This window comes from Nisaea nitritireducens (assembly GCF_014904795.1).
Taxonomy (GTDB): Bacteria; Pseudomonadota; Alphaproteobacteria; order Thalassobaculales; family Thalassobaculaceae; genus Nisaea; species Nisaea nitritireducens.
In genome coordinates this window covers 115,583-136,466 of the sequence record NZ_JACZFS010000010.1, presented here as the reverse complement: position 1 = coordinate 136,466, position 20,884 = coordinate 115,583, and the positions used below count along the sequence as shown (strand labels likewise).

Sequence of the window (20,884 nt, the reverse complement as noted above, 5' to 3'; positions counted from 1 at the left end):
ACGTCAGGAACCCAGCTTTACGGAACGCGCCCGGATATCGCTGTAATCAGGATTCGGCTTCATATCGTCGGTCGGATCCGAATACTCGCCGTGCTCCACAAAAAGCGACGCGCTCTCAAGAGCAGATTTCTCGACTTTGCGGGTCTCACGCGGGTTCAGCATACGGAATGCCTTGTCCGCAGCGTTGAATTCTTTCTCTTCGAGCGTCTTGGCCGCTTTTGCAATTGCTGAGTGGACAAAGCCGGACCCAACCGTGCGATCAATCGCTTCAGCGAGGATCTCAAGGCTCTTACGCTCAACATGTTTACTATCGACGGCACTCATTGCCTGTACTCCAAGTTGTCGCGTATTCAAGCCGCAATACTCTATATAGTGATGATTCGCCCCAAATTTGCCAAGTCCTTTTTATAGTAAATGCGACGAGAGCTAATTAGCACCGTATTAACCGTCCGAAAACCACAACACTTTCCGCACGCTAAGCCAAACGATCCAAAAACTTTAAATATTGCAAGTCTCATGCAGCGTGAACCGTTACAGGATTTCCAATGCATGTTTTCGGCGTGGCGCAGGGAACGCACGATCAAGCAAAGCCAGATCCTCTTGGTCAAGAACAAGCTCAAGTGCGGCACTGTTCGCCTGAACATGAACCGGGTTCGATGCTTTCGGAATGGCGATGACTGACGGGTCGCGGAGAACCCACGCCAGCGCGACCTGCATCGCCGTAACACCATGCTTGTCCGCGACAGAATCCAGACTCGTGTCCCGTAGGCGTCCCTGCTCAAGCGGCGAATAGGCCATGAGCGGGATCTTCCTCTCCCGCGCCCAGGGCACAAGATCCCATTCGATACCGCGCCGGGAGAGATTATAGAGCACCTGATCGGTCTGGCAGGTACCAGAACCGGCCACCTTTTCCCACGCCTCCATCTCCGCGACGTCGAAATTGCTGACGCCGTATCCGCCGATTTTTCCCGCCGCCTGAAGGGATTCGAATGCTTCTATTGTCTCTGCAAGCGGATGAGACCCAGGCCAGTGCAACAAATAGAGATCGATATGATCCGTTCCGAGTCGCTGGAGGCTGGCCTCGCAGGCGGCGATCGTCCCTTTCCGGCTGGCATTGTATGGCAGCACCTTGGAGACGATGAAAACCTGGTCGCGGCGCCCCTGGACGGCATCGCCGACGACCTCTTCCGCTCCACCACTGGCATACATTTCAGCCGTATCGATCAGGGTCATTCCGAGATCGATGCCAGTCTGCAACGCCCTGACCTCTCCATCGTGGGCACCGGCGGTTTCACCCATGTACCATGTGCCAAGGCCAAGAGCCGGTACGGACCGGCCGTCCGGAAGTGTCAGGGTGCGCATCGTCCGTTCCTTCTTTCCGACTGAATACTCAGACTTCAGCGACCCGCCGGGCGACCGCCGCGCCGAATGCATCCGTGCTGAGTGCGCCGCCGATATCCTGTGTCCGCGTGGCCGCGTCCGCGACGCAGGCCATGACCGCAGATTCAATTGCCCGTGCGCTTTCGCGCAAGGCGTTGCTATCGCTGCGATCCGCAAGCCATTCAAGCAACATACCCGTAGACAGCATAACGGAACTTGGGTTCGCGACGTTTTTGCCAGCGATATCCGGTGCCGATCCATGGGCCGCTTGGGCGACCGCGTGCCGGAGCCCGGCATTGAGAGAGCCGGCAAAACCAAGACCGCCAGCGAGTTCCGCCGCTTCATTCGAGAGAATATCGCCGAACATATTCGAGGTGACGACAACGTCGAAGGCTCCGGGGCTTCGAACAAGATGAGATGCCATGGCATCGACAAGCACTTCCTCAACCTCAAGCTCCGGAAATGCGCTCGCGCCTTCTGTCACAGCCTCCAGGAAGAGTCCGTCGCTGAGTTTCAGAACGTTCGATTTGGTGACAATCGTCAGCTTCTTGCGGCGAGTCATGGCCAGTTCGGCGGCAGCACGGCCGATCCGCTCCGCCCCCTGCCGGGTGATCTTGCGCACGGCAAGGGCCATGTCTTTGTCCGGCATGAATTCGCCGCCACCCGCGAACATCGTGCGAACCGCATAGAAACCTTCTGTGTTCTCGCGCACGATCACCAGATCCATATCCTTCACCAGCGCTGCATCATGTCGAACAGATCGGCTTGGGCGGATATTGGCGAACAGGTCCAGACGGCGCCTGAACTCGGCAGACGGATTGAGGCCTCCTTCAGAGGGAGACGGATAGGTCGCCGTCGAGACCGGCCCGAGGATGACTCCGTCCGCTGCAGACGCGCTCTCGAAAACCGACTCTGGCAGGGTGGAGCCGTCGCGTGCCAGCGAAATCTCGCCGATCGCATGCTCCTCCAATTCCAGCCCCAGCCCGAACCGCTCGTCCGCAGCCTTGAGAACAGTCGTCGTCGCGGCCACAATTTCAGGACCGATCCCGTCTCCGGGCAGGACAACCAGTTTCATGTTCGTTTCCTCCAATATTATTCGCCCGGCTTTATCATGCCGGATCGTTGATCTCAGGGCGTTTGTTTCAGCATACCGAGATAGCATTCATTGAATGCATCGGCTGCCTCGTACTGAACCCAATGCCCGATGCCATCCATGACGACAATTTGAGCATCAGGGTCCGCGGCTTTTATGGCTGCGTTCCGCTGAGGCAGCATGCCTTTGGCCGTGATGTCCTCGCTCCCCCAGATCGCATTTCGTCGTGCAGAGATCTGCGGCAGGTTCCGGAGCACAGTGTCGGAGAGCGAAAGCGGCCGAGACCGGAATCGCGCACGCGCCGTGTTCACGAGCTGAATATCGATCGCCAGATCATCGACGTTCCGAGGATCCGCAAACATAAGAACCGCAAGATTGTTCTGTGCTGTCGCCCGGCGTGTGGCTTCGTCCATTTCCGGCAAGATGCGAATCAAACCGTCTGTCGGCCGCTCGCGCGGACCGAATCCAGCGGCCCCTACTAGGGTGAAACTGCGCACGCGATTCCCATGGCGAACAGCGGCCACACTGCCGGGAACAGCTCCATAGGAGAAACATCCGATATGAAAACCGGCTCCGGCGGGGATGACCCGCTCAAGCCCGTCAGCCAGGATTTCGCCGATATGCTCAGCCGTACTCGGATTGTCGGGCTCATCGCTGTCGCCAAGCCCGGGAAGGTCCGGCGCAATCACGGTAAATTCACGCGACAGTGCCATAACGTTCCGACACCAGTGATTCCAAGATCCAAATCCGCCATGCACCAGAACGACACAAGGCCCCTCTCCCCATTTGTGCCAGACCATTCGGCCATCACCACAAGGGGTTTCGATTACCTGCCCCTCCTCTTGGAGAGTCTTCAGGAGGTTTCGAGCCAAAGGCTCGATGCTTGCCTTGGCAGCAGTTTTTTCAGACATGAGAATCGCGGAATTTCAATCGGAGGATAGGACGCGAGACGATCTGTAGCATATATCAATGCGAATTGGTCCGCCGTTTTTAGGAACGTTCCAACCAGCCCGACGTAACAATTCACTGGTGTTGATTTGGATACAAAGCAATTGACAACAACCAAAAATACATCACGAATAGCGTCGTCATAAAATATGTAAGCGAACCTGATGCCCGAAAGTTTAGAATCTCGGAGAGACCTGATCGGAAGCCGACAGGTAAGGAGCAGGGCGTCTCAAATCTGGAGTCGCGTGCCCGAGAATCTGAAGGGCTGCATCTGGCTCGTCCTCGCCTCGCTCATTTTTACGGTTATGACGGCAGCCATCAAGGATGTGGGACAGCGGATTCCGGTTTGGGAAATCCTCTTCATTCGTCAGATCTGTGTGATCGCAATCCTGTCGCCCCGGATGATTCAATCCTTTCCGCACGCCTTCAAAACCGACCGCTTGAAACTCCATGGAGCACGCGTCTTCTGTTCAGTTGGCGCCATGGCGGCCGGGTTCACGGCAGTGATTCATATGCCGCTGGCGGATGTGACCGCTATTTCGTTCGCGCGCACTCTATTTATTACGTTGCTTGCGGTTGTGTTGCTGAAGGAAGTTGTTGATCTCAGGCGTTGGGGGCCCACGATATTCGGCTTCATTGGCGTTTTGATCGTGTTGCAGCCAAGCTTCGACGGGATCGATTATTACGCTTTCCTGGCGCTCTGCTCTGCGGTTTTCCTCGCGGTAGTCATAATTGTCACCCGGACCCTGACCAAGACTGAAAGCCCGGTGACCATCATGACGTACCAGTCTTTCGGACTGGCCATCGCATTCGCGATCCCGGCCTACTTTTATTGGGAGACGCCGACCGCGATTGAACTGATCGCGATGGTGGCGACAGGCGTGCTGATGTCCATGGCCCAATATGCAAATATCAAGGCCTATAAACATGGCGAAGCCTCTGCCGTGCAGCCCATGGAATATACTCGTCTTATATTCGCTGGTCTGATCGGCATTCTGGTCTTCCAAGAAACCCCGAGCTATCTGACTATTGTTGGATCATTGGTGATTTTCGCGGGAGCGGCATATTCCGTAAAAGAAATGCGGCGGGTACAGCACGCTCCCGACGCATAAAACTCATCGTGGGGCCAGCACTCCGCATCGCCCTCAACGATGAGGCATCCAGCCACACTCGTACAACCGTGCGATCAGCTGCCTGAGCCGATCCCAATCAACCGGTTTTGTCTCGAAATCGGTGAGCCCGGCTTCAAGATATCCCACCCGGTGTTCAAGCATGGCATCGGCAGACAAACCAACAATTGCCGTTTCCCTATTCGGCCCGCTTCCCGTCCGGATTTCACGCGTGGCATCTGGCCCGTCCAGCTCCGGCATCTGCATATCCATCAGGATCAGATCGAACGCTGTGAGGGCCGCTTTATTCACGGCCTCTCGACCATCCGGAGCAATTTCCGTTTCATGTCCCCATTTTTCGAGCATCATCGCGATCAGGTCGGCATTGAGAGCATTATCCTCGGCAATCAGTATCCGCAGGCTTGGGGTGATTTTCGGATCAACTCTATCAATTGGCCCAGCGTCCACGTTTGACGTGCCGACAGACAAAGTCGGCTCTTCATTGGCAGAACCGGCTTCAAGCAGAATCGAAAACGTGAATGTACTGCCCTTGCCCGGCGAAGAATTCACCGAGATATTGCCGCCCATGGATGTCAGCAATCTCTGACATATAGAGAGACCGAGGCCGCTTCCGCCGAACTTCCGCGTGGTCGAGGTATCCGCCTGATCAAATCTGTTGAACAGACGAGACATAGCCTCCTCGGGGATGCCTATACCAGTGTCCGAAACGCTGCCGGAAACCAAGACTTCGCTTCCGTCCAGGACCGCATCCAGAATCAGAACCACCTCGCCTTCGGCGGTAAATTTTATAGCGTTGCTGAGAAGGTTTGCGAGGATTTGCTTGAAGCGCAAAGGGTCTCCGCGCACAGCCCGAACGGCTTTTTCTGACATGCGACTGACAAGCCGCACTCCCTTGTCAGAGGCACTCCCGCCGAACAAGGTGACGATCTCCTGTGCAGCACGCTCCAGATCGAATTCTATACTTTCAAGACTAAGCTGGCCGGCTTCGATTTTCGACAGGTCCAGAATATCGTTCAGAAGACTAAGCAGTGTATCTGCACACTGTCCAAGAACGTCGAGATAGTCCCGCTGCCGGTCGCTGAGGTCTTCGTCCCGGAGCATCTGGACCATTCCCAGCAATCCGGTCATCGGCGTCCGGATTTCGTGACTCATCATCGCCAGGAATTGGGATTTTGCATCGTTCGCAGCTTCCGCAGCTCGACGTGCATTATCAAGATCTTCCGCCAATTTTTCGAGCGCATCGTGCTGGCTCGACAAACGGGCATGCGCTTCCTCAAGCGCGGATTCGCGGCGCTTTAGATCGGAAATATCCGTGAGCGTGATAACCGTACCGCCTTCTTTGGTTCGGCGTTCCGCGACCAGATAAACCCGTCCGTCCGGCCAAACCTGTTGTACCGGCTCAAAGCTTGGGTTGCGGTGCATTTCGAGACGGTCGCGAACCCATTCGTCTCTGCCTTCATACCCCGTCGGGATGTAATCGCACTCGGCGACAAGTTCTACGAAGGTCTCGAAAAGCAACCCCGGTTCGATACGGTCGGCGATCTCAGGGCGCAGTTTCCGGTACGTCTGGTTACAGATCATCAGACGGTCATTATTGTCGAAATACGCGAAGGCTTCATTGATCGACTCGATGGCATCCACCAAGCGCCGTTCGCTTTCGAAGATCTTGTTTTCGGCTTCCTTGATTTCCGTGACATCAACCATGACACCGGTGAAATCAATCCGATCATCCCAAACGTTCGCGACTTCGGACATGTTGCGAATCCAACGAATTCCACGCTGTGGCAATTCGTAACGTGCCTCGAAACGAACCTGATCTCCGGTGCGGAATGAAGCAGCCAGGGCTGTATTCACCGCGTCTGCATCCGCAGCGATCGGCCGCAGCGCCGAGGAAACGCCACTTGGACTCGCATCCTCGAACCCGAAAATTTCAGCAGCCTTCGGACTGAGATAGGAAAAGCGAGGGCTGTTATCGGTTTCGAGCGACCATTGGCAAAGAACACCGGGGATCGTTCTCGCGATTTCGCTCAGCCGCGCTTCACTCCGGACAATCCGCTCCTGATCGAGATTCCTCCGCGTCACGTCGACGATCGATCCGACAATGCGCAAAATCTCGCCGTTGTCGCCGGCTATTGGCCGCCCCCGCCAATGCACCCATTTAATCTGCCCATCGAGAGAACGCATCCGGATCTCAATATCCATAACCGCCCGATGTTTCAGGCAAGCCCAGTATTGTCCCTTGAAATGCTCTGCATCCTCATGGATCACGGCTTCAAACAGCGACTCTATGTCAGCAGGCTCCGCGCTTTCACCATCGGTCAGAATACTGATGGCAAAATCGGACCAGTAAAACGTATCGGCGGACCGATCATATTCCCAGACCCCGATTCCCCCTGCCGTGACGGCGAGCTCATAGCGCTCCGTGACCCGTTCAAGTTCCTGGCTGGCGATGCGCTGTTCCGTAACATCCCGACGCATTGTGATATGCGCGTCCGCGTCCGTCCGGAACTCACGGGCCGCGTACCAGCGCCCGCTCTTATGCCGTCTGTCCCCTAGCTCTCCGGCAACCTCTCTGCGCGCCTTCAGACGTTGCGCGATGTAAGCTTCCGGATCGTCCCGGGCCAGCGGACTATCGACGACACGGTTTTGCAGACTGATACGCAACACGTCCTCGAAGGACTTGCCCTCAAGGTCCTCGATCTCCTTCAGGTACGGGAACAGATCGAAATATTTCGGATTGGCGTACACATAACGATCATCTGGATCGTAGATACTCACAGCCTCATCGAGGGCGTCGATCGTCTGACGCAACAACTCATTGGCTCTATGAGCTTTTTCAACGTCATCCTGGGTCGTTATGTCCTGGAATATGCCGATGACCGCAATAACGCTCCCGCTTTCATCCAGTTCGGGAAGGCCGGCGGACAGCACGTTACGTACCGCGCCATCCGGGCGCCGGATCCGTAAGGAGAACTCGAAAGGTTCCGCCGATGCTACGCATCGTTCAATTGCGGCACTGACTTTTGGTCTGTCTTCAGGGAGATAGGCATTTAAGGCAGCTTGAAGGTCAGGGGACCCTTTTCCAGGCTCCAGACCATGCAGCAAGTATACGAATTCAGACCAAAAGACGGTATTGCTCGCGAGATCGAGTCGCCAGTACCCAAGTTTTGCCAGCCGCTCTGCAATCTGCAGCAGCCGGGCACGATTTTCAGCATCCGGCGCCACGGCAGTATCGACTGATTTTTGCTGAATCGGCTTCGATCCGGTCATCTTCAAGGAAAATCCCACGGCCGCAGAAGACCGATGCCAACGCTTACCCTAGCGGCAAGGTTTTGATTGAGTAGTCCAGATCCGGAGGACTGGAGATGCGGCTTTATTTTACCGCACCCACCCGCTGCTCGATATCCTTGATGCGTTGCAATCCGGGTCTGATCTCGGAATTAATGAACTCCAGGCGCTTCACCGGCCCCCCGCCATGGTTGGGAAACCGCGTTTCGTAGAGGTCCATCTTCACGGCAAGACCGCAGAGCACAGCGCCGATGCTGACGTGGTGTGCGGTGACCAGTTCCTGGAAAGACTGAAACGAATCAGCGCTGATATTGTCCCAGAAATCGTGGGAGCGGTGATTGAAATACTCAAACCGACCAACCAGAGATGTCGAAATCTCATTCAGATCCGACTCGATATCCTTAAGAATTTTAAGCTGATTTCGGTCGTTCTGGATCTGGTAGTTGCTATGCAGCTCTTCCATCCAGGAAATGAAGGGCGGAAGCTGTTGCATGATCTTGTCGAGGCAGTTCCGGAAATACGACAGCGACAGGAAAATATCGCCATAGCGTTCGAGAAACTTCGGCACTTCCGTCAATTCGGTATTCAGCTCTTCGGCAAGAAGCTTGAGCTTTGCCATGGCTTCGTTCCGGTTTGGAGAAGCCATCATCTTGATGATCTGGCCGACGTCACTAATCTCGTCTGATTGATCGCCACCATAAACACGCTGGATCAGCGGCCGTGTGAAGGCACGCATGTATTCGGTCAGTTCGGCACGCTTGGCCTCGGAGAGCTGCAGCGCCGAGAAGTCCTCGAATCCGATATCCAGATTGCGCAGCTCAAGACGCAACGAATAGACGTCGAACGATTCGAGGGAGGATAGCCGATCCAGAATGATGAGGTCATGGGATAGAGCCCCGCCGACGTCCTGGAAGTATCCGTGCAATTCCTTTGGCTCAACCTGGCCACTCCCCGACCCGCCGTCACGAAAAAGTTCGATCGCGCTTTCCAGGCGCGCGTTCTTGATCATGAAGGCTTTCTTCAGGCCAGGCGTCTGCAAGGGGATGATTGAAAGCGGCAAAGTATGAAGTGAATCGAGGGCATCCTCGTCGATCTCCACCTTATCCGACTTCTTGTCCTGCAATTCCACACTCATGAAAAAGCGCTCTTTCTTAACGGGTGCACGCGCACTTTATCAGCCATTGAGCTTAAGATTTGATAAACATAAGCACGTCAGTGTCGGTCGGAACGGCACAAGACCTGTGTTGCCGCTGGTTCTTAGACGGTACATCAATTCCAGATCGACTTTCGGATCTAAAAGCCGAAATCCAATATGCCTTCACAATTGTCTCTTGGAAATAGTGCTTGAAGGCCCTCAGAACTGAGGTTTTCAAAAAAACATACCGCACGCACCGACGCATTTCCATATGCAAACATGTACACAACACGAACATAATGGGATCGAAACAGGTACATTTTTTGATTTTCATTTTTTTAGTCGATTTCAGCCCCGATGATTCACGAGCGATTCACGTTTTGATGCCTAAAGTCCCTTCAGACGCCACCCAAAGCGCCGCCTCGACCGCGACGCCCGGCAAACTCAGATGACAGCTGCAACCTGGCCTGGAGTGATAGATGCTCGAAAGTTTAGAATTAAACAATCGGGATCCCCGCGGACGCGAACTCTATGTTCGCCATCAACAGGTTTATTCGCTGCTTGAACTGAATGTTCAGCTCTATCGCATGAAAAACGCCACGGATGATGAGCCGGAACTTGATCACGCAATCCGGGACACATCTGTTCTGATTTCGGAACTCGTCACGCACTTTGAAAAAGCAGCCGTGCTGACACGTAAAGCCCCCGTATATTCGGACAACCAGATTTCCATATTGCTACGGGCAGTCAGTACGCTGGAAAGCCTCCGCACGAAGGAAGCACCCGTCGCCAGCCTGATGAATGCGGCGCGTACAGTTGTCGCCGCCGGCTCACAGCCTCGTTTCAAGCGGCCCTATCTCGTGGTCTCAAATAGCTAGAAACACGCGCAGCAAGAATTTCCAACGCTCGTCTTGGCTGAAACATGATCTTTGTGATGGAGATCCCGTTGACCCTGGGCCAGAAACGCGATATTCCGCTGCGCACTTCGATAGCCGGTTTAGCTCAGTTGGTAGAGCATCTGATTTGTAATCAGAGGGTCGGGGGTTCAAGTCCCTCAACCGGCACCATTCCTTCCAGGCCCAGTACAGACACGGTCAATTCCGCGCCCCGATCTGTTTCACGGTTTTCCCTTCGGGTTTGCTAAGCTTCATTCCAGAACGCCGTTGATCGCACAGCGCTCGATAATGGTTCAGCACCGCGCATCGCAGAATTGATACGAGGGACTCATCCGGCGTGAGCCCCGCCAGGCAACTTTCTATTAGCTCCCTCAGTTTATCGCCTGGCGCCATTTCGTCCAAAGCTGACCAGAACCCTGGCTCAAGAGCGATTGAGCGGCGTAACTCATCTCCATGAGGTCCACGTAAGCGGAAATGTCGCCGAACGAGGGAGGATCGGTTTTTCTTAGCCACGTTGAACCTTCATAGTCTTGGAGTACAGACGGGGAACGAGAAGCAGAATTTGAGTCATTGGTAACCGCGAGGATGAAATACACCCTATAGGTTAACGCCATCCATTTCCATTAGGATTTTAATACAATTAGAGAGACATAAGAATTTACTGAAATCGGCAACGGAGTTCAATTGGAGCGATGCTTGGGAAAGGTAAGATCGACGGAGGTTCCTTCACCAACACGACTTTCCAGATCTATCGTCCCGCCATGCAGTTCAATAAACCTTTTCACCAGGGACAGGCCGAGCCCGGAGCCCTCATGACTCAATAATGCCGTCTCACGAACCTGGACAAACGGCTCGAACACACGGGTAAGGTGTTCCTTGGGGATACCGGCCCCGGTATCGGTGACCTTGATGTGCACGCTTCCATTGTCGTCGCGTTCAGAGAGGATCCTGATCGTGCCGCCATAATCCGTAAATTTTATGGCATTCGAAACGAGGTTCATCACCATCTGGCGCACGATGCGCGTATCCGCGCGGATAAAGGCCGCGTCATCCGCGACGTCAAGGTGAATGCCGATCCCCCGCGCTTCCGCATGCCGCCTGAAACCACGCCGGACGAATTCAAAAGTATCGGCAAGTTCAATCTCGTCTTCGGACAGCTCGAATGTGGAAGATTCTATCTTAGATAAGTCCAGGACATCATCGACCAGCGATAATAGATGCCGGCCGGATGACACAACGTCACTGGCATACTCGGCATATTGCGGCTTGCCGACAGGGCCGAGTAACTGATCACGGATGATTTCTGAAAAGCCTATGATCGAGTTAAGTGGCGTACGCAGTTCGTGACTCATCCCGGCGAGGAAATTGCTCTTTGCCTGATTGGCCGATTCCGCGTGCTCCCAAGCGCGACGCAATCGCCTTTCAGTCGTCACCTGCTCGTTGATAGACCGGTCGGCCCCCCTGTAGCCAAGGAAACGACCGCCTCCCGAGAACCGGGGCTTTCCTGATGACGAAATCCACGTCTTTGTCCCGTCCGTGGCCGTGGAGGCAAACACAAAATTCTCAAACGGCTCTTTCCGGGCCATCATCTCCTCGTGCTCCGCGAGGCTGTCGTCGGTCGCGGCCTGGATATTACAATCTCTCAGCCTCCGCCCCAGAAATTCGCTCGCCGGGCGCCCGGCGATTTCCTCGAAGCGTGGCGAAAGGTAGGTAATCCGTTGTTCCCGGTCGGTCTCCCAAAGGTAATCAAAGGCTATTTCTGTATAATCGCGAAACCGTGACTCGCTTCGTGCCAACAAGCCAACCTGCTTCACCAACAGATAAATCGCGCCTGCAAACAACAGGTTGACGATGACGATGAGCAGGATCGGATTGATATAACTGACGATCGCCTCGTGGGACCGGATTTCAATCTGGTAGGTACGATCAAGGATCTCCAGATCGTAATAGAGCGACTTGTAATCCTCACCACGCGGCCCCTCAGACTGCGACAACACGTACTTGCCGTCATAATGAAGTGCGACGGAAATCGAGCCTTTTGGATCCAGACCGGCGATGCTGTCTAGAAGGTCGGCGAAACGAAACACAACATTGATGAAACCGGCGATTTCGCCATTTCGCGTAACCGGGAAATAACTCGCAAAGCCAATGCCGCCCTGAAGCAATGTGATCGGCGGTGTTGCATGTGCCCGGCCATCGGAACGCGCGGCGGCGATGGCCCGGCTCGGAATACTGAGAGCGGTCAGGTCCTTGTCCTTGACCTGCTCGTTTCCTGCCAGCGGTACAATCCAGCGCGCCGTACCGGTGTGATCGATCCAGTTAACGGCCTGAACCCCGCTGAAATTCTCGTGAAAAGGACGAGCCAGCTCAGCGAACTCGATTTCAGCAGGCGGCGTGCTCTCCTTCCCCAGGGCCGCGACAATGCCATTGACCGAAAGGAAGCGAGATTCCAGATAGCTTTTCAGGTTCTGGCCGATGTGCGCGCGAGCAAAGACATGATGAGCTACCTGCTCTTCATCCTCACGCGTTTCAATTGTGAACTGAGCGTAAAGCGTAACGGAAAGAACGGCGATAAATGCAATCCCGGCGACAGCAAGAGGAGACGCTGTGAGGCGCGCTCTCAGACCTGACGAGATCCCGTTATTCGACTTGATCGAACCGCTCAACCTGCTTCCCTCTCCAGATTTCACAGAGAAAATTCCGGAATTTTCGTAACAGCCGCCTGAACAGACAGCCGTAAGCCCACTGCCCCAAGCTTTTCAGAAACTTCTTTTTTAATGGTTAAATTATCATTCCCGCCAGACACGTGAGCCTAGAAATTCGTCTATCCGCGCATGCCGGTGAGCCCTACTCGCGAACCGGGCTGGGTCGCCAGTGATACCTAAAGACTCCTCCACAGGCCAAACCTCCCCCAACAGACGGGCTACGAGCAGTTCGGCGGCAAGCGGTGCCGTAACAAAGCCGCGCGAACCCAGCCCCCCAAGGATCAACAGATCGCCGTCCGGAAAGGTTACATAGCCTCGACCCGCAGGATTACGAAAAGCGTTAGCCAAAGCGGCGACATCCGGAACGGCGCCAAACAGGGGAACACGATCGGGTGTCGCCGACCGCAGCCGCGCCCGCCCGGACCATGAGGCATTTGGCTTGTCGACAATATGCGCCAGGCACTCCGGCATGTTTTCGTGGTTGTGGCGATGGTCCTCTTCAAGAACGGCCCAGCCCCAGTCCTCGCCGATCTTGTTGCTCCTGTCGTTGGTCGCGCCGAGCATGTGACGTCCATCCCGCACAGGCGAAAGATATCCGCTCCAGGACAAGGCACATTTCAAGCTGCGGCCGGCAACCGTTGCAGGAACCTCGGAAAGCTGCCCACGCACAGGGGAAAGTGGGATCCAGTGCGTATCGGCAAAGCGCCGATTACCGTCGCCCGCGGCTAGAATGACGACATCCGCCTCCCCGGCAAGACCTCCGTTTGAGTCCAACAGTGAGTATCCATGAGCGGTCCGTGATATCCGGTCGATGTCGGTTTCGATAATCGTTGTTGAGCCGATCCAGTCACGGATCAGGCGCGTTGTTTGCAGAAGTCCCGCAGAGCGATAGAACAGCCCCGGACAATCCAGTTCTATCCCCGTCTGCAGACTGGCCTGTGCCCGGTCAAGCAAACTGCCGCTCGCCGCCGGCTGCCAGGCAAAACCCTGGGCCTTTCCGGCCCGCACCAGCGTCTCCTCGTCTTCCAGCATGACAAGCACGCCGCACGGATCCCACCCCGCCCCCTCGCCATATTGGGCAATCGCATACCGGTAAGCCGCCGCAAAAAACCGTGCGACGGCACTGTCTCCGGCGTCCATCCTTGGCGTCACAAGTGCGTAAGCATTGCCGGACGCTCCCGCGCAAGGCCCGGCACCGTCATACAAGACCGGATCCATGCCGCGCCGCCGCAAGGCCCTGATCAGAGACGCGCCCGCTATACCGCCGCCCACAATTGCAACCCGGTCCAGCCGCGACCGCTCGCGGATCGTCACTGCCCGCGCGGACAAAGGCCCCCGGCTGCCCGGCGAATCAGGCACCTTTCGCGCGACGACCATTTCTCTCTTCCGCCCGAAGCCGGGCACCTTGCGGATCTCGAAACCCTGTGCCGCAAGACTTCTCCGGACAGCCCCCGCCGCAGTGAAGGTGGCAAGGCTTCCGCCCGGAACCGCCAGCCTTGCAACTTCGGACAAGACCTCGTCACGCCACATTTCCGGGTTCTTGGAGGGGGCAAATCCATCAAGGAACCAGGCATCTATCCGTCCATGCAGGCCGGATAGCACCACCCCCGCCTCACCGATGGCCAGCGTGAGGACAACGCCCCAATCCTGGAAATGAATGCGGTGCATTCCGGGTACGGGGTCCGGATAACGGTCCCGCAATGCGCTCGCGATAGAATCCAGTTCAGGCCAGTGCGCGAGCGCTCGGAAACATTCATCCGCGCTCAGAGGAAAACCTTCAACGCTGACATAATGCAGCAGACCGTCCCGAGGACGGGTTTCCAGCCACAGCTGAACCGCAGCACAGAAATTCAGCCCGGTTCCAAAGCCGGTTTCCGCGATAGTGAAATCAGTTTTCCCGGCCCATGCCGACGGCAGGCCATTTCCCTCGAGGAAGACATGCCGCGTTTCCGCGAGGCCGTCTTCCGCCGAGAAATAGACGTCCCCGAACCGGCCGGAAAAAGGCGCGTGGTCCTCTTTCCAGGCAAGATTGGCCGATATCGGGCCTTCCGCAGGTGTCTCGATTGGCCGGTCAGACATTTGCCGGACCGATGGCGTCAGGCGTCGGGCCCGTCGACCTCGTAGGTTTTGAAATCGGCCGGGGAGACCACTTCGATAAGCTCAAGATCCGCCGAATGTTCGATCTCCCGATGTTTGATCATCGGCGGCTGCATGACGCAATCGCCAGCCTTCATTGTATGCACGCCCTGCCCCTCATACTCGAAGCGGGCCCAGCCCTTCAGCACATAAAACATCTGGAACTTGCAATCGTGCACGTGCCACGCGCCAGTCGCATTGTGACCGTCTCGGGCACGGATCACATGGGAGACGACATCGCCCTTCGATGCGTCCTCGATTCCCAGATCGCGATACTCGAAATAGTTCCTCAGACCACGCGCAACGAATGGATGCTCATCACCGACGTGATGCAAGAAGTCATGATTTTCCGACATGTTTTTCCTCCCACTGTTTACCGTTTCAGTCTAGCGTTCGGCAGGCGCCAGCCTCAAGCAACACTAAAAACAATGTGAGGCTTCCAACGGAGCCGGAACTGAAGACTTTCTGGAGAGACACATGTCGGACTCGGATGCGGGCGTTTTGCCGGATGACGAACAGAAACGCATCGCCCTGAAACTCATCCTCGAGGCCTGGGACGAAGCCGTCGATAACGGCTGCGCTCCAGAAATGGTCGCCTCATCCGCGATCTTTGCAGCCCTGACGGATATGATCGAGAATTACGGTGAGCAAGCCGTCGCGGACATGGTCGCCGAGTGGCCGGACCGCATTCGCGAGGGAGAATTCACGCTCAGCGCCAAGTAACAACCGGAGCTCAATAACAACAGGGACCCAAAACAGGGACTGGGTAACAAATGGGCCGTTACGAGCCCGGGTTACAAAACGCGTTCGGGAGAAACGCCTTGAAGGATGGGGAATTCAGCGGCCGCTCCGCGATTGTGACGGGCGGCGCAAAGGGCATCGGTCTAGCCGTTGCCGTACGCATTCTGGAGAACGGAGGAAAAGTCGCTCTCTGGGATCAGAACAATAACGCACTCGCCGCGGCCGCCGATGCCATAGGAGCCTCGGACAATCTGATTACCACGGCGGTCGATGTCTCCTCGGAATCAGACGTCTGCATTGCCCATGCATCCGCGACGGGCGCGCTCGGACCGATCGACCTGCTGGTGAACAGCGCCGGCATCGCGGGACCTACCGTCTCCACAATCGACTACACGCTGGCCGACTGGCAGCGCGTCCTGAATGTCGATCTGACGGGCGTATTTCTCTGCTCCAAGACCATCGCCCCCGGCATGGTTGGGCGTGGATACGGCCGGATCGTGAATATCGCGTCCCTTGCCGGCAAGGAAGGCACACCGAATGCGCCCGCCTATAGCGCCGCAAAGGCCGGTGTCATCGCGCTGACCAAATCCATGGGCAAGGAGCTTGCCGGCACCGGTGTGCTGGTCAATTCGGTTGCCCCGGCCGCTCTCGACACGGAGATGGTGGACCGGATGGATCCCGCGCATGTGGAGATCATGATCTCGAAAAGCCCGCTGAAGCGTCTCGGGACTGCAGAGGAATGCGCCTCCATGGTCTGCTGGCTGCTATCCGAGGAGTGCAGCTTCAGCACCGGCGCCTGTTTCGATGTTTCCGGTGGCCGCACGGTCTACTGATCCAAAGCTCCCCGACAGAAGGAGAATTTTCGTGTTCGAATGCCTGAAAGATGCCGTCGCCGGACGGCCGGACCTGCAACGGATTGGCCGCTATATGGACTCCAGCTTCCTACTGGAAGTCGGCGATACGCCCTATCATGTGACGGTAAAGAACGGCCATGTAACAGCCGTCGATACAGGGCCGTTCAAGATGCGGAGTTGGGATTTCGCCATCCGGGCATCAAAGGAGGTCTGGGATGTGTTTAGCTCAGACATGCCGCCATCGGGCTATCAGGACTTGTTCGCCATGACCCGCTACGGCCATGCCAGTCTGGATGGCAACACGGCGCCGCTGCTGCACAATCTGCGTTACGTCAAGGAACTGCTCGCATTGCCGCGTACCCTGCGCCAGGAGACGAGCCAATGAGCGCGCGGATCGAGCCTATCTCCGGACGCTATGTCCATCTCGAGATCGAGGGACGGCCGTACCGGATCTATTTCGAAGAGGCCGGAAGCGGTATTCCGCTGCTCTGCCTGCATACCGCCGGCGCGCATTCCAGCCAGTACCGCCACCTGATGTGCGACGACGCGGTGACGGACCGTTTCCGGGTCATTGCCTTCGATCTGCCCTGGCACGGGAAGTCGAACCCGCCGGTGGGCTGGGAAGGTGAGGAATACAAGCTGACCAGCCAGTTCTATGTCGCGGCAATCGCAGCCTTCTCACAGGCAATGGAACTTGAGCGCCCCGTGGTTATGGGCTGCTCCATGGGCGGGAGGGTTGTGGTCCGACTGGCGCAGGAACAGGGTGCGTCTCTGCGCGGTGTGATCGGGCTCGAAGGCTCCGACAGCCCCTCGCCCTGGTACGACAATAGCTGGCTGGAAAGCCCTGAATTCCTGCGGGGAGACTTCTGCGCCGCCCTGGTTTCCGGCCTCGTCGCCCCGCAAAGTCCGGATGAATTCCGCTGGGAGACTCTCTGGCACTATTATCAGGGCGGGCCAGAGGTCTTTAAGGGCGACATGCACTTCTACCGCACCGATAGCGACTATGCCCGGGAGAGCAGCACCATCGACACCGGGCACTGTCCCGTCTATCTGATGACCGGAGAATATGATTACTCCTGCACACCGGAAGATACGCTGCGCACAGCGGAACGTATTCCGGGCGCGGAGGCGATCATCATGGCCGGCATGGGGCATTTCCCGATGTCGGAAAATCCGGCGGCTTTTCGGGATTACATCCTCCCGGTGCTGGCGAAAATCGCGGACAAGGATTGAATGGCTCTGGATCAGCACGAGGCAGAGACGCCTTACTGGAAAACCACACCGCTCGAGCAGATGAGCTCCGAGCAGTGGGAAGCCCTGTGCGATGGTTGCGGCAAGTGCTGCCTCGTCAAGCTGATCGACGATGTGACCGACGATCTGCACTACACGGATGTCGCCTGCACCCTGCTCGACTGTCATTCGTGCAAATGCGGTGACTACCCAAATCGCAAGGCGAAGGTGCCTGACTGTGTGATCCTTACGCCGGACGTACTGGAAGACCTGATATGGATGCCATCTACCTGCGCCTACCGGCTTGTGAAGGAAGGGAAGGATCTGCCGCACTGGCATCCCCTCGTCTGCGGCGATCCGGATATGGTCCATGTCGCCGGGATTTCGGTTCGCGGGCGGGCGGTGTCCGAAAAATATGTGCCTGACGAAAAACTGCCCGACCATATTGTCGAGTGGGCCGAGTAGGAAAATGCAGCATTAACCCTTTTCTCGTCATCTGAGGCTTCCCACTTGAAGCCGGACAGAGGAGCAAAGCCATGAGTCGGAATATGTGGATCCTGGCCGCCATTCTTGCGGTGGTCGCTTTTGCGACGATTTATCAGGAAGAAATCGGGGGCGGCGTTGACCGCCCGTGGACTGCATGCAAGGAAAGCATGGTCCAGCAATGGCTTAGCGGCGACTGCACGCCTCGCGAGGGATCCCGGATCAAAATTCAGCAGTAAAATTGCGCTTGCAGAAAAAAGTTGATCGCAAGCTAAAAATGTAACGTTATAACATTCTTTTCTTACACGATCTTCCCTCCCAGGAGCTTCGCCAATGACCCGACTTCCATACTTCTTAGCGGCAATGATAACCGCGACGAGCACGATGGCCGCCGCCAGTGAAACGCGCCAAGCCGACGCGCACGAACACGGCCATGGTCAACTCACCATCGCCATCGAAGGCGCAACGATCGAGATGGAGATCGAAATTCCTGGCGCTGATATCGTCGGTTTCGAGCATGCTCCCGAGACCGCAGCCCAGCACGAGGCATTCGATGCCGGCAAAGCCAAACTCGCCAAGGGCGTCGCTTTGTTCAGCGTTATCGGCGAAGCAGGCTGCACCCTCCAGGAATCCCGTTTCATGGAGGAGGATGACCACAATCATGATAAAAAATCATCCGATGCGGAACATGATGGCGAACATATGGAATTCCATGTGACCTACCGGTTCTCCTGCATGGACACTGCCAAGATCGCCGGTTTCTCTTTCCCCTTTTTCAAACAGTTTCCGAACAGCGAAGAGCTTGACGTGCAAATCGTCTCGCCAAAAGGTCAATTCCAGTTTGAGGTAAGCCCCGACCATCCGACACTGACACTGGACTGAGAGCCATGACCGAACCATTCACCCCATCGGCACCGCCAACCGTCCTGCTGGAGCATGTCGCGTTCCAGTGGCCGGGCAGCGCGTTCCGGTTCGGGGTCGACCGGTTCAGGATTGAAAAGGCCGAGCGGGTTTTGCTGCTTGGCCCGTCCGGTGGTGGGAAATCCACCCTGCTCGGCCTGATTTCAGGAATTTCCCAGCCACAAAAAGGCCGGATCGAATTGCTCGGGACGGACCTCGCCAAGCTGTCATCGGCCCAACGCGATCGGTTCCGGGCGGAACATCTCGGCGTCATCTTTCAGATGTTCAACTTGTTGCCCTATGCGTCGGCTCAGGACAATGTCCGTCTCGGCCTCAGCTTCGCCCCGAACCGGGCGCGCCGGGTTCGGAAGGAAGAAACGCCTGAGGAAGCGGCAGCACGTCTCCTGACCGCACTTGGCCTGCCAAAAAATATCCAGACGGGGCAACCCGCCTCCCTCCTCAGCTCAGGACAGCAACAGCGGGTCGCGGCCGCCAGGGCCTTGATCGGCGATCCCGAGTTGGTAATCGCGGACGAGCCGACTTCCGCTCTTGACGGTGAGTCTCAGCAAGCCTTTCTCGATCTGATTTTCAAGCAACTGGACCGGAGCGGATCGTCGCTCCTCATGGTCAGCCACGACGAGAGGCTGGCCGACTGGTTCGATCGCGTGGTCCGCCTGACGGACATACAGCGTCACGAGGAAACACCCGATGCTGCTGCGTCTTAGTCTTCAATCCCTGGCGAACCGGCGCTCTACGGCACTGCTGACCATTCTCGCGCTCGCTATCAGCATCGCCCTCTTCCTCGGTGTGGAGCGGGTCAGAACCGGGGCCCGGGCGAGCTTCGCGAATACCATCGCCGGCACGGATCTGATCGTCGGCGCGCGCAGCGGCAGCGTGCCGTTGCTGCTCTATTCTGTGTTCCGGATCGGCAATGCCACCAACAACATCACCTGGAAAAGCTATCGCGATATCGCCGACCGGCCGGAAGTAGCCTGGACCGTGCCGATCTCGCTCGGCGACAGCCATCGCGGTTATCGGGTCATGGGCACAACCGATGCCTATTTCGAGCATTACCGTTTTCGCGGAAATGCTTCTCTGACATTCGCCGGGGGAGAACGCTTCGACGATCTTTTCGACACCGTCCTCGGCGCCGACGTGGCCGCAGATCTCGGATACAAGGTCGGAGATCCGATTGTCGTGGCACATGGTCTCGGAGCGGTCGGCTTTACGAAACACGAAGACATGCCGTTTCGTGTCTCCGGCATCCTTGCCAAGACCGGCACGCCGGTTGACCGGACCGTCCATGTCAGCCTCAAGGCCATCGAGGCGATCCATGTCGACTGGCAAAGCGGCGCGCGCACCCCGGGCCGTTCTACCGGGGCCGACGCGGTGCGGGCCATGGACCTGACGCCGAAAAGCATCACGGCCGTGCTGGTTGGCGTCACATCCAAGCTGAAAACCTTCCGTTTGCAGCGCCACATCAACGAATATCCGGAAGAACCCCTGCTCGCCGTCCTGCCCGGGGTCGCGCTGCAGGAGCTTTGGTCCCTGATCGGTGTTGCCGAGTCGGCTCTGGCCGGTGTTTCAGGAATGGTTGTCCTGACCGCCCTGATCGGCATGGTCGCCGCGATCCTGTCCAGTCTGTCCGAACGGCGCCGCGAGATGGCCATCCTCAGGGCCGTCGGCGCTGGACCGTCCATAGTCGGGTGCCTGATGATACTGGAAGCGGGAACGCTGGCCCTTGCCGGTGCCTTCACAGGAACGTTCCTGTTCCTTGCAGGGTTGGCAATCGCCGGCCCGATTGTCGATCAAGCCTATGGGCTGTACCTGCCATTCTCGTTACCCTCGACAAGAGAGCTTTTGATTTTGGGCGGATTCGTGTGCGGCGGTATTCTTTCGGGTCTTGTTCCCGCCATCGGTGCCTACCGTATGTCGCTTGCTGACGGTATGACTGTCCGGCAATGA

The 20,884-nt window shown here is 56.8% G+C and carries 22 protein-coding genes and 1 tRNA gene; 13 read left to right on the top strand and 10 right to left on the bottom strand.

All coding sequences use genetic code 11. The features are described 5' to 3' along the window. Positions 1–3: 3 nt before the first annotated feature. The 4 genes from IG629_RS04010 to IG629_RS03995 all read right to left on the bottom strand — a co-directional run bounded on the left by IG629_RS04010 (position 4) and on the right by IG629_RS03995 (position 3,273). On the bottom strand, positions 4–324 hold the full coding sequence (locus IG629_RS04010) for a hypothetical protein (RefSeq protein ID WP_193170691.1): 321 nt from the start codon (positions 322–324) through the stop codon (positions 4–6). 207 nt (positions 325–531) lie between these two features. After that, positions 532–1,362 carry an aldo/keto reductase gene (locus IG629_RS04005; RefSeq protein WP_193170690.1) on the bottom strand — a complete coding sequence of 277 codons (831 nt, stop codon included), beginning with the start codon at positions 1,360–1,362 and terminating at the stop codon, positions 532–534. 28 nt (positions 1,363–1,390) lie between these two features. After that, entirely contained in the window at positions 1,391–2,455 is a 1,065-nt protein-coding gene (locus IG629_RS04000; RefSeq protein WP_193170689.1) for an isocitrate/isopropylmalate dehydrogenase family protein, read from the bottom strand. 53 nt (positions 2,456–2,508) lie between these two features. Next, positions 2,509–3,273 carry an alpha/beta fold hydrolase gene (locus IG629_RS03995; RefSeq protein WP_226886443.1) on the bottom strand — a complete coding sequence of 255 codons (765 nt, stop codon included), beginning with the start codon at positions 3,271–3,273 and terminating at the stop codon, positions 2,509–2,511. Between the two features lie 393 nt (positions 3,274–3,666). Here IG629_RS03995 and IG629_RS03990 point away from each other — a divergent pair, with 393 nt between their 5' ends. After that, positions 3,667–4,533: a DMT family transporter gene (locus tag IG629_RS03990; RefSeq protein ID WP_193170687.1), complete on the top strand. Its 867-nt coding sequence runs from the start codon at positions 3,667–3,669 to the stop codon at positions 4,531–4,533. 33 nt (positions 4,534–4,566) lie between these two features. On the opposite strand, the gene IG629_RS03985 is transcribed toward IG629_RS03990, so the two are convergent. Beyond that, complete coding sequence (locus IG629_RS03985) at positions 4,567–7,821, bottom strand: PAS domain-containing hybrid sensor histidine kinase/response regulator (protein ID WP_193170686.1); 3,255 nt, start codon at positions 7,819–7,821, stop codon at positions 4,567–4,569. A gap of 103 nt (positions 7,822–7,924) precedes the next feature. After that, positions 7,925–8,974 (bottom strand): hypothetical protein, encoded by a 1,050-nt coding sequence (locus IG629_RS03980; RefSeq protein ID WP_193170685.1) that lies wholly within the window; start codon positions 8,972–8,974, stop codon positions 7,925–7,927. 479 nt (positions 8,975–9,453) lie between these two features. On the opposite strand from IG629_RS03980, the gene IG629_RS03975 reads away from it, so the two are divergent. Further along, on the top strand, positions 9,454–9,852 hold the full coding sequence (locus IG629_RS03975; protein WP_193170684.1) for a hypothetical protein: 399 nt from the start codon (positions 9,454–9,456) through the stop codon (positions 9,850–9,852). A gap of 113 nt (positions 9,853–9,965) precedes the next feature. Next, positions 9,966–10,041 (top strand) — tRNA-Thr (locus IG629_RS03970). Positions 10,042–10,068: 27 nt separating this feature from the next. Here the strand turns inward: IG629_RS03970 and IG629_RS23005 are convergent. Both IG629_RS23005 and IG629_RS03960 read right to left on the bottom strand, forming a co-directional pair. Then, positions 10,069–10,383, bottom strand: coding sequence for a ribbon-helix-helix domain-containing protein (locus tag IG629_RS23005; RefSeq protein WP_193170683.1), 315 nt, complete (start codon positions 10,381–10,383; stop codon positions 10,069–10,071). Positions 10,384–10,550: 167 nt separating this feature from the next. Then, positions 10,551–12,101 carry an ATP-binding protein gene (locus IG629_RS03960; RefSeq protein ID WP_319025011.1) on the bottom strand — a complete coding sequence of 517 codons (1,551 nt, stop codon included), beginning with the start codon at positions 12,099–12,101 and terminating at the stop codon, positions 10,551–10,553. Between IG629_RS03960 and IG629_RS22560 the strand changes: the two genes are divergently transcribed. Further along, positions 12,054–12,500, top strand: a complete 447-nt coding sequence (locus tag IG629_RS22560; RefSeq protein ID WP_226886451.1) for a hypothetical protein — start codon at positions 12,054–12,056, stop codon at positions 12,498–12,500. The two genes, IG629_RS03960 and IG629_RS22560, sit on opposite strands and share 48 nt — an antisense overlap. Before the next feature lie 159 nt (positions 12,501–12,659). On the opposite strand, the gene mnmC is transcribed toward IG629_RS22560, so the two are convergent. Further along, positions 12,660–14,654, bottom strand: coding sequence for a bifunctional tRNA (5-methylaminomethyl-2-thiouridine)(34)-methyltransferase MnmD/FAD-dependent 5-carboxymethylaminomethyl-2-thiouridine(34) oxidoreductase MnmC (mnmC, locus tag IG629_RS03955; RefSeq protein ID WP_193170681.1), 1,995 nt, complete (start codon positions 14,652–14,654; stop codon positions 12,660–12,662). A gap of 17 nt (positions 14,655–14,671) precedes the next feature. Then, a complete protein-coding gene (locus tag IG629_RS03950) occupies positions 14,672–15,067 on the bottom strand; it encodes a cupin domain-containing protein (RefSeq protein ID WP_193170680.1) in 396 nt (131 codons plus the stop codon). Between the two features lie 121 nt (positions 15,068–15,188). On the opposite strand from IG629_RS03950, the gene IG629_RS03945 reads away from it, so the two are divergent. The 9 genes from IG629_RS03945 to IG629_RS03905 all read left to right on the top strand — a co-directional run bounded on the left by IG629_RS03945 (position 15,189) and on the right by IG629_RS03905 (position 20,884). Next, complete coding sequence (locus tag IG629_RS03945) at positions 15,189–15,434, top strand: hypothetical protein (RefSeq protein WP_028464969.1); 246 nt, start codon at positions 15,189–15,191, stop codon at positions 15,432–15,434. 98 nt (positions 15,435–15,532) lie between these two features. Continuing rightward, positions 15,533–16,285 carry an SDR family NAD(P)-dependent oxidoreductase gene (locus tag IG629_RS03940; RefSeq protein WP_226886427.1) on the top strand — a complete coding sequence of 251 codons (753 nt, stop codon included), beginning with the start codon at positions 15,533–15,535 and terminating at the stop codon, positions 16,283–16,285. A 31-nt stretch (positions 16,286–16,316) separates the two neighbouring features. Next, the gene (locus tag IG629_RS03935) at positions 16,317–16,691 is read left to right on the top strand and encodes a hypothetical protein (protein ID WP_193170678.1); all 375 of its coding nucleotides are present in this window, start codon (positions 16,317–16,319) and stop codon (positions 16,689–16,691) included. Next, on the top strand, positions 16,688–17,539 hold the full coding sequence (locus IG629_RS03930) for an alpha/beta fold hydrolase (protein WP_193170677.1): 852 nt from the start codon (positions 16,688–16,690) through the stop codon (positions 17,537–17,539). The genes IG629_RS03935 and IG629_RS03930 overlap by 4 nt, the downstream gene beginning before the upstream one ends. Further along, positions 17,540–18,001 carry a YcgN family cysteine cluster protein gene (locus IG629_RS03925; RefSeq protein WP_193170676.1) on the top strand — a complete coding sequence of 154 codons (462 nt, stop codon included), beginning with the start codon at positions 17,540–17,542 and terminating at the stop codon, positions 17,999–18,001. A gap of 71 nt (positions 18,002–18,072) precedes the next feature. Further along, on the top strand, positions 18,073–18,258 hold the full coding sequence (locus tag IG629_RS03920) for a hypothetical protein (RefSeq protein ID WP_028464964.1): 186 nt from the start codon (positions 18,073–18,075) through the stop codon (positions 18,256–18,258). Positions 18,259–18,352: 94 nt separating this feature from the next. Continuing rightward, positions 18,353–18,901 carry a DUF2796 domain-containing protein gene (locus tag IG629_RS03915; RefSeq protein ID WP_193170675.1) on the top strand — a complete coding sequence of 183 codons (549 nt, stop codon included), beginning with the start codon at positions 18,353–18,355 and terminating at the stop codon, positions 18,899–18,901. 5 nt (positions 18,902–18,906) lie between these two features. After that, on the top strand, positions 18,907–19,644 hold the full coding sequence (locus IG629_RS03910) for an ABC transporter ATP-binding protein (protein ID WP_193170674.1): 738 nt from the start codon (positions 18,907–18,909) through the stop codon (positions 19,642–19,644). Further along, positions 19,628–20,884 carry an ABC transporter permease gene (locus IG629_RS03905; protein WP_193170673.1) on the top strand — a complete coding sequence of 419 codons (1,257 nt, stop codon included), beginning with the start codon at positions 19,628–19,630 and terminating at the stop codon, positions 20,882–20,884. The genes IG629_RS03910 and IG629_RS03905 overlap by 17 nt, the downstream gene beginning before the upstream one ends.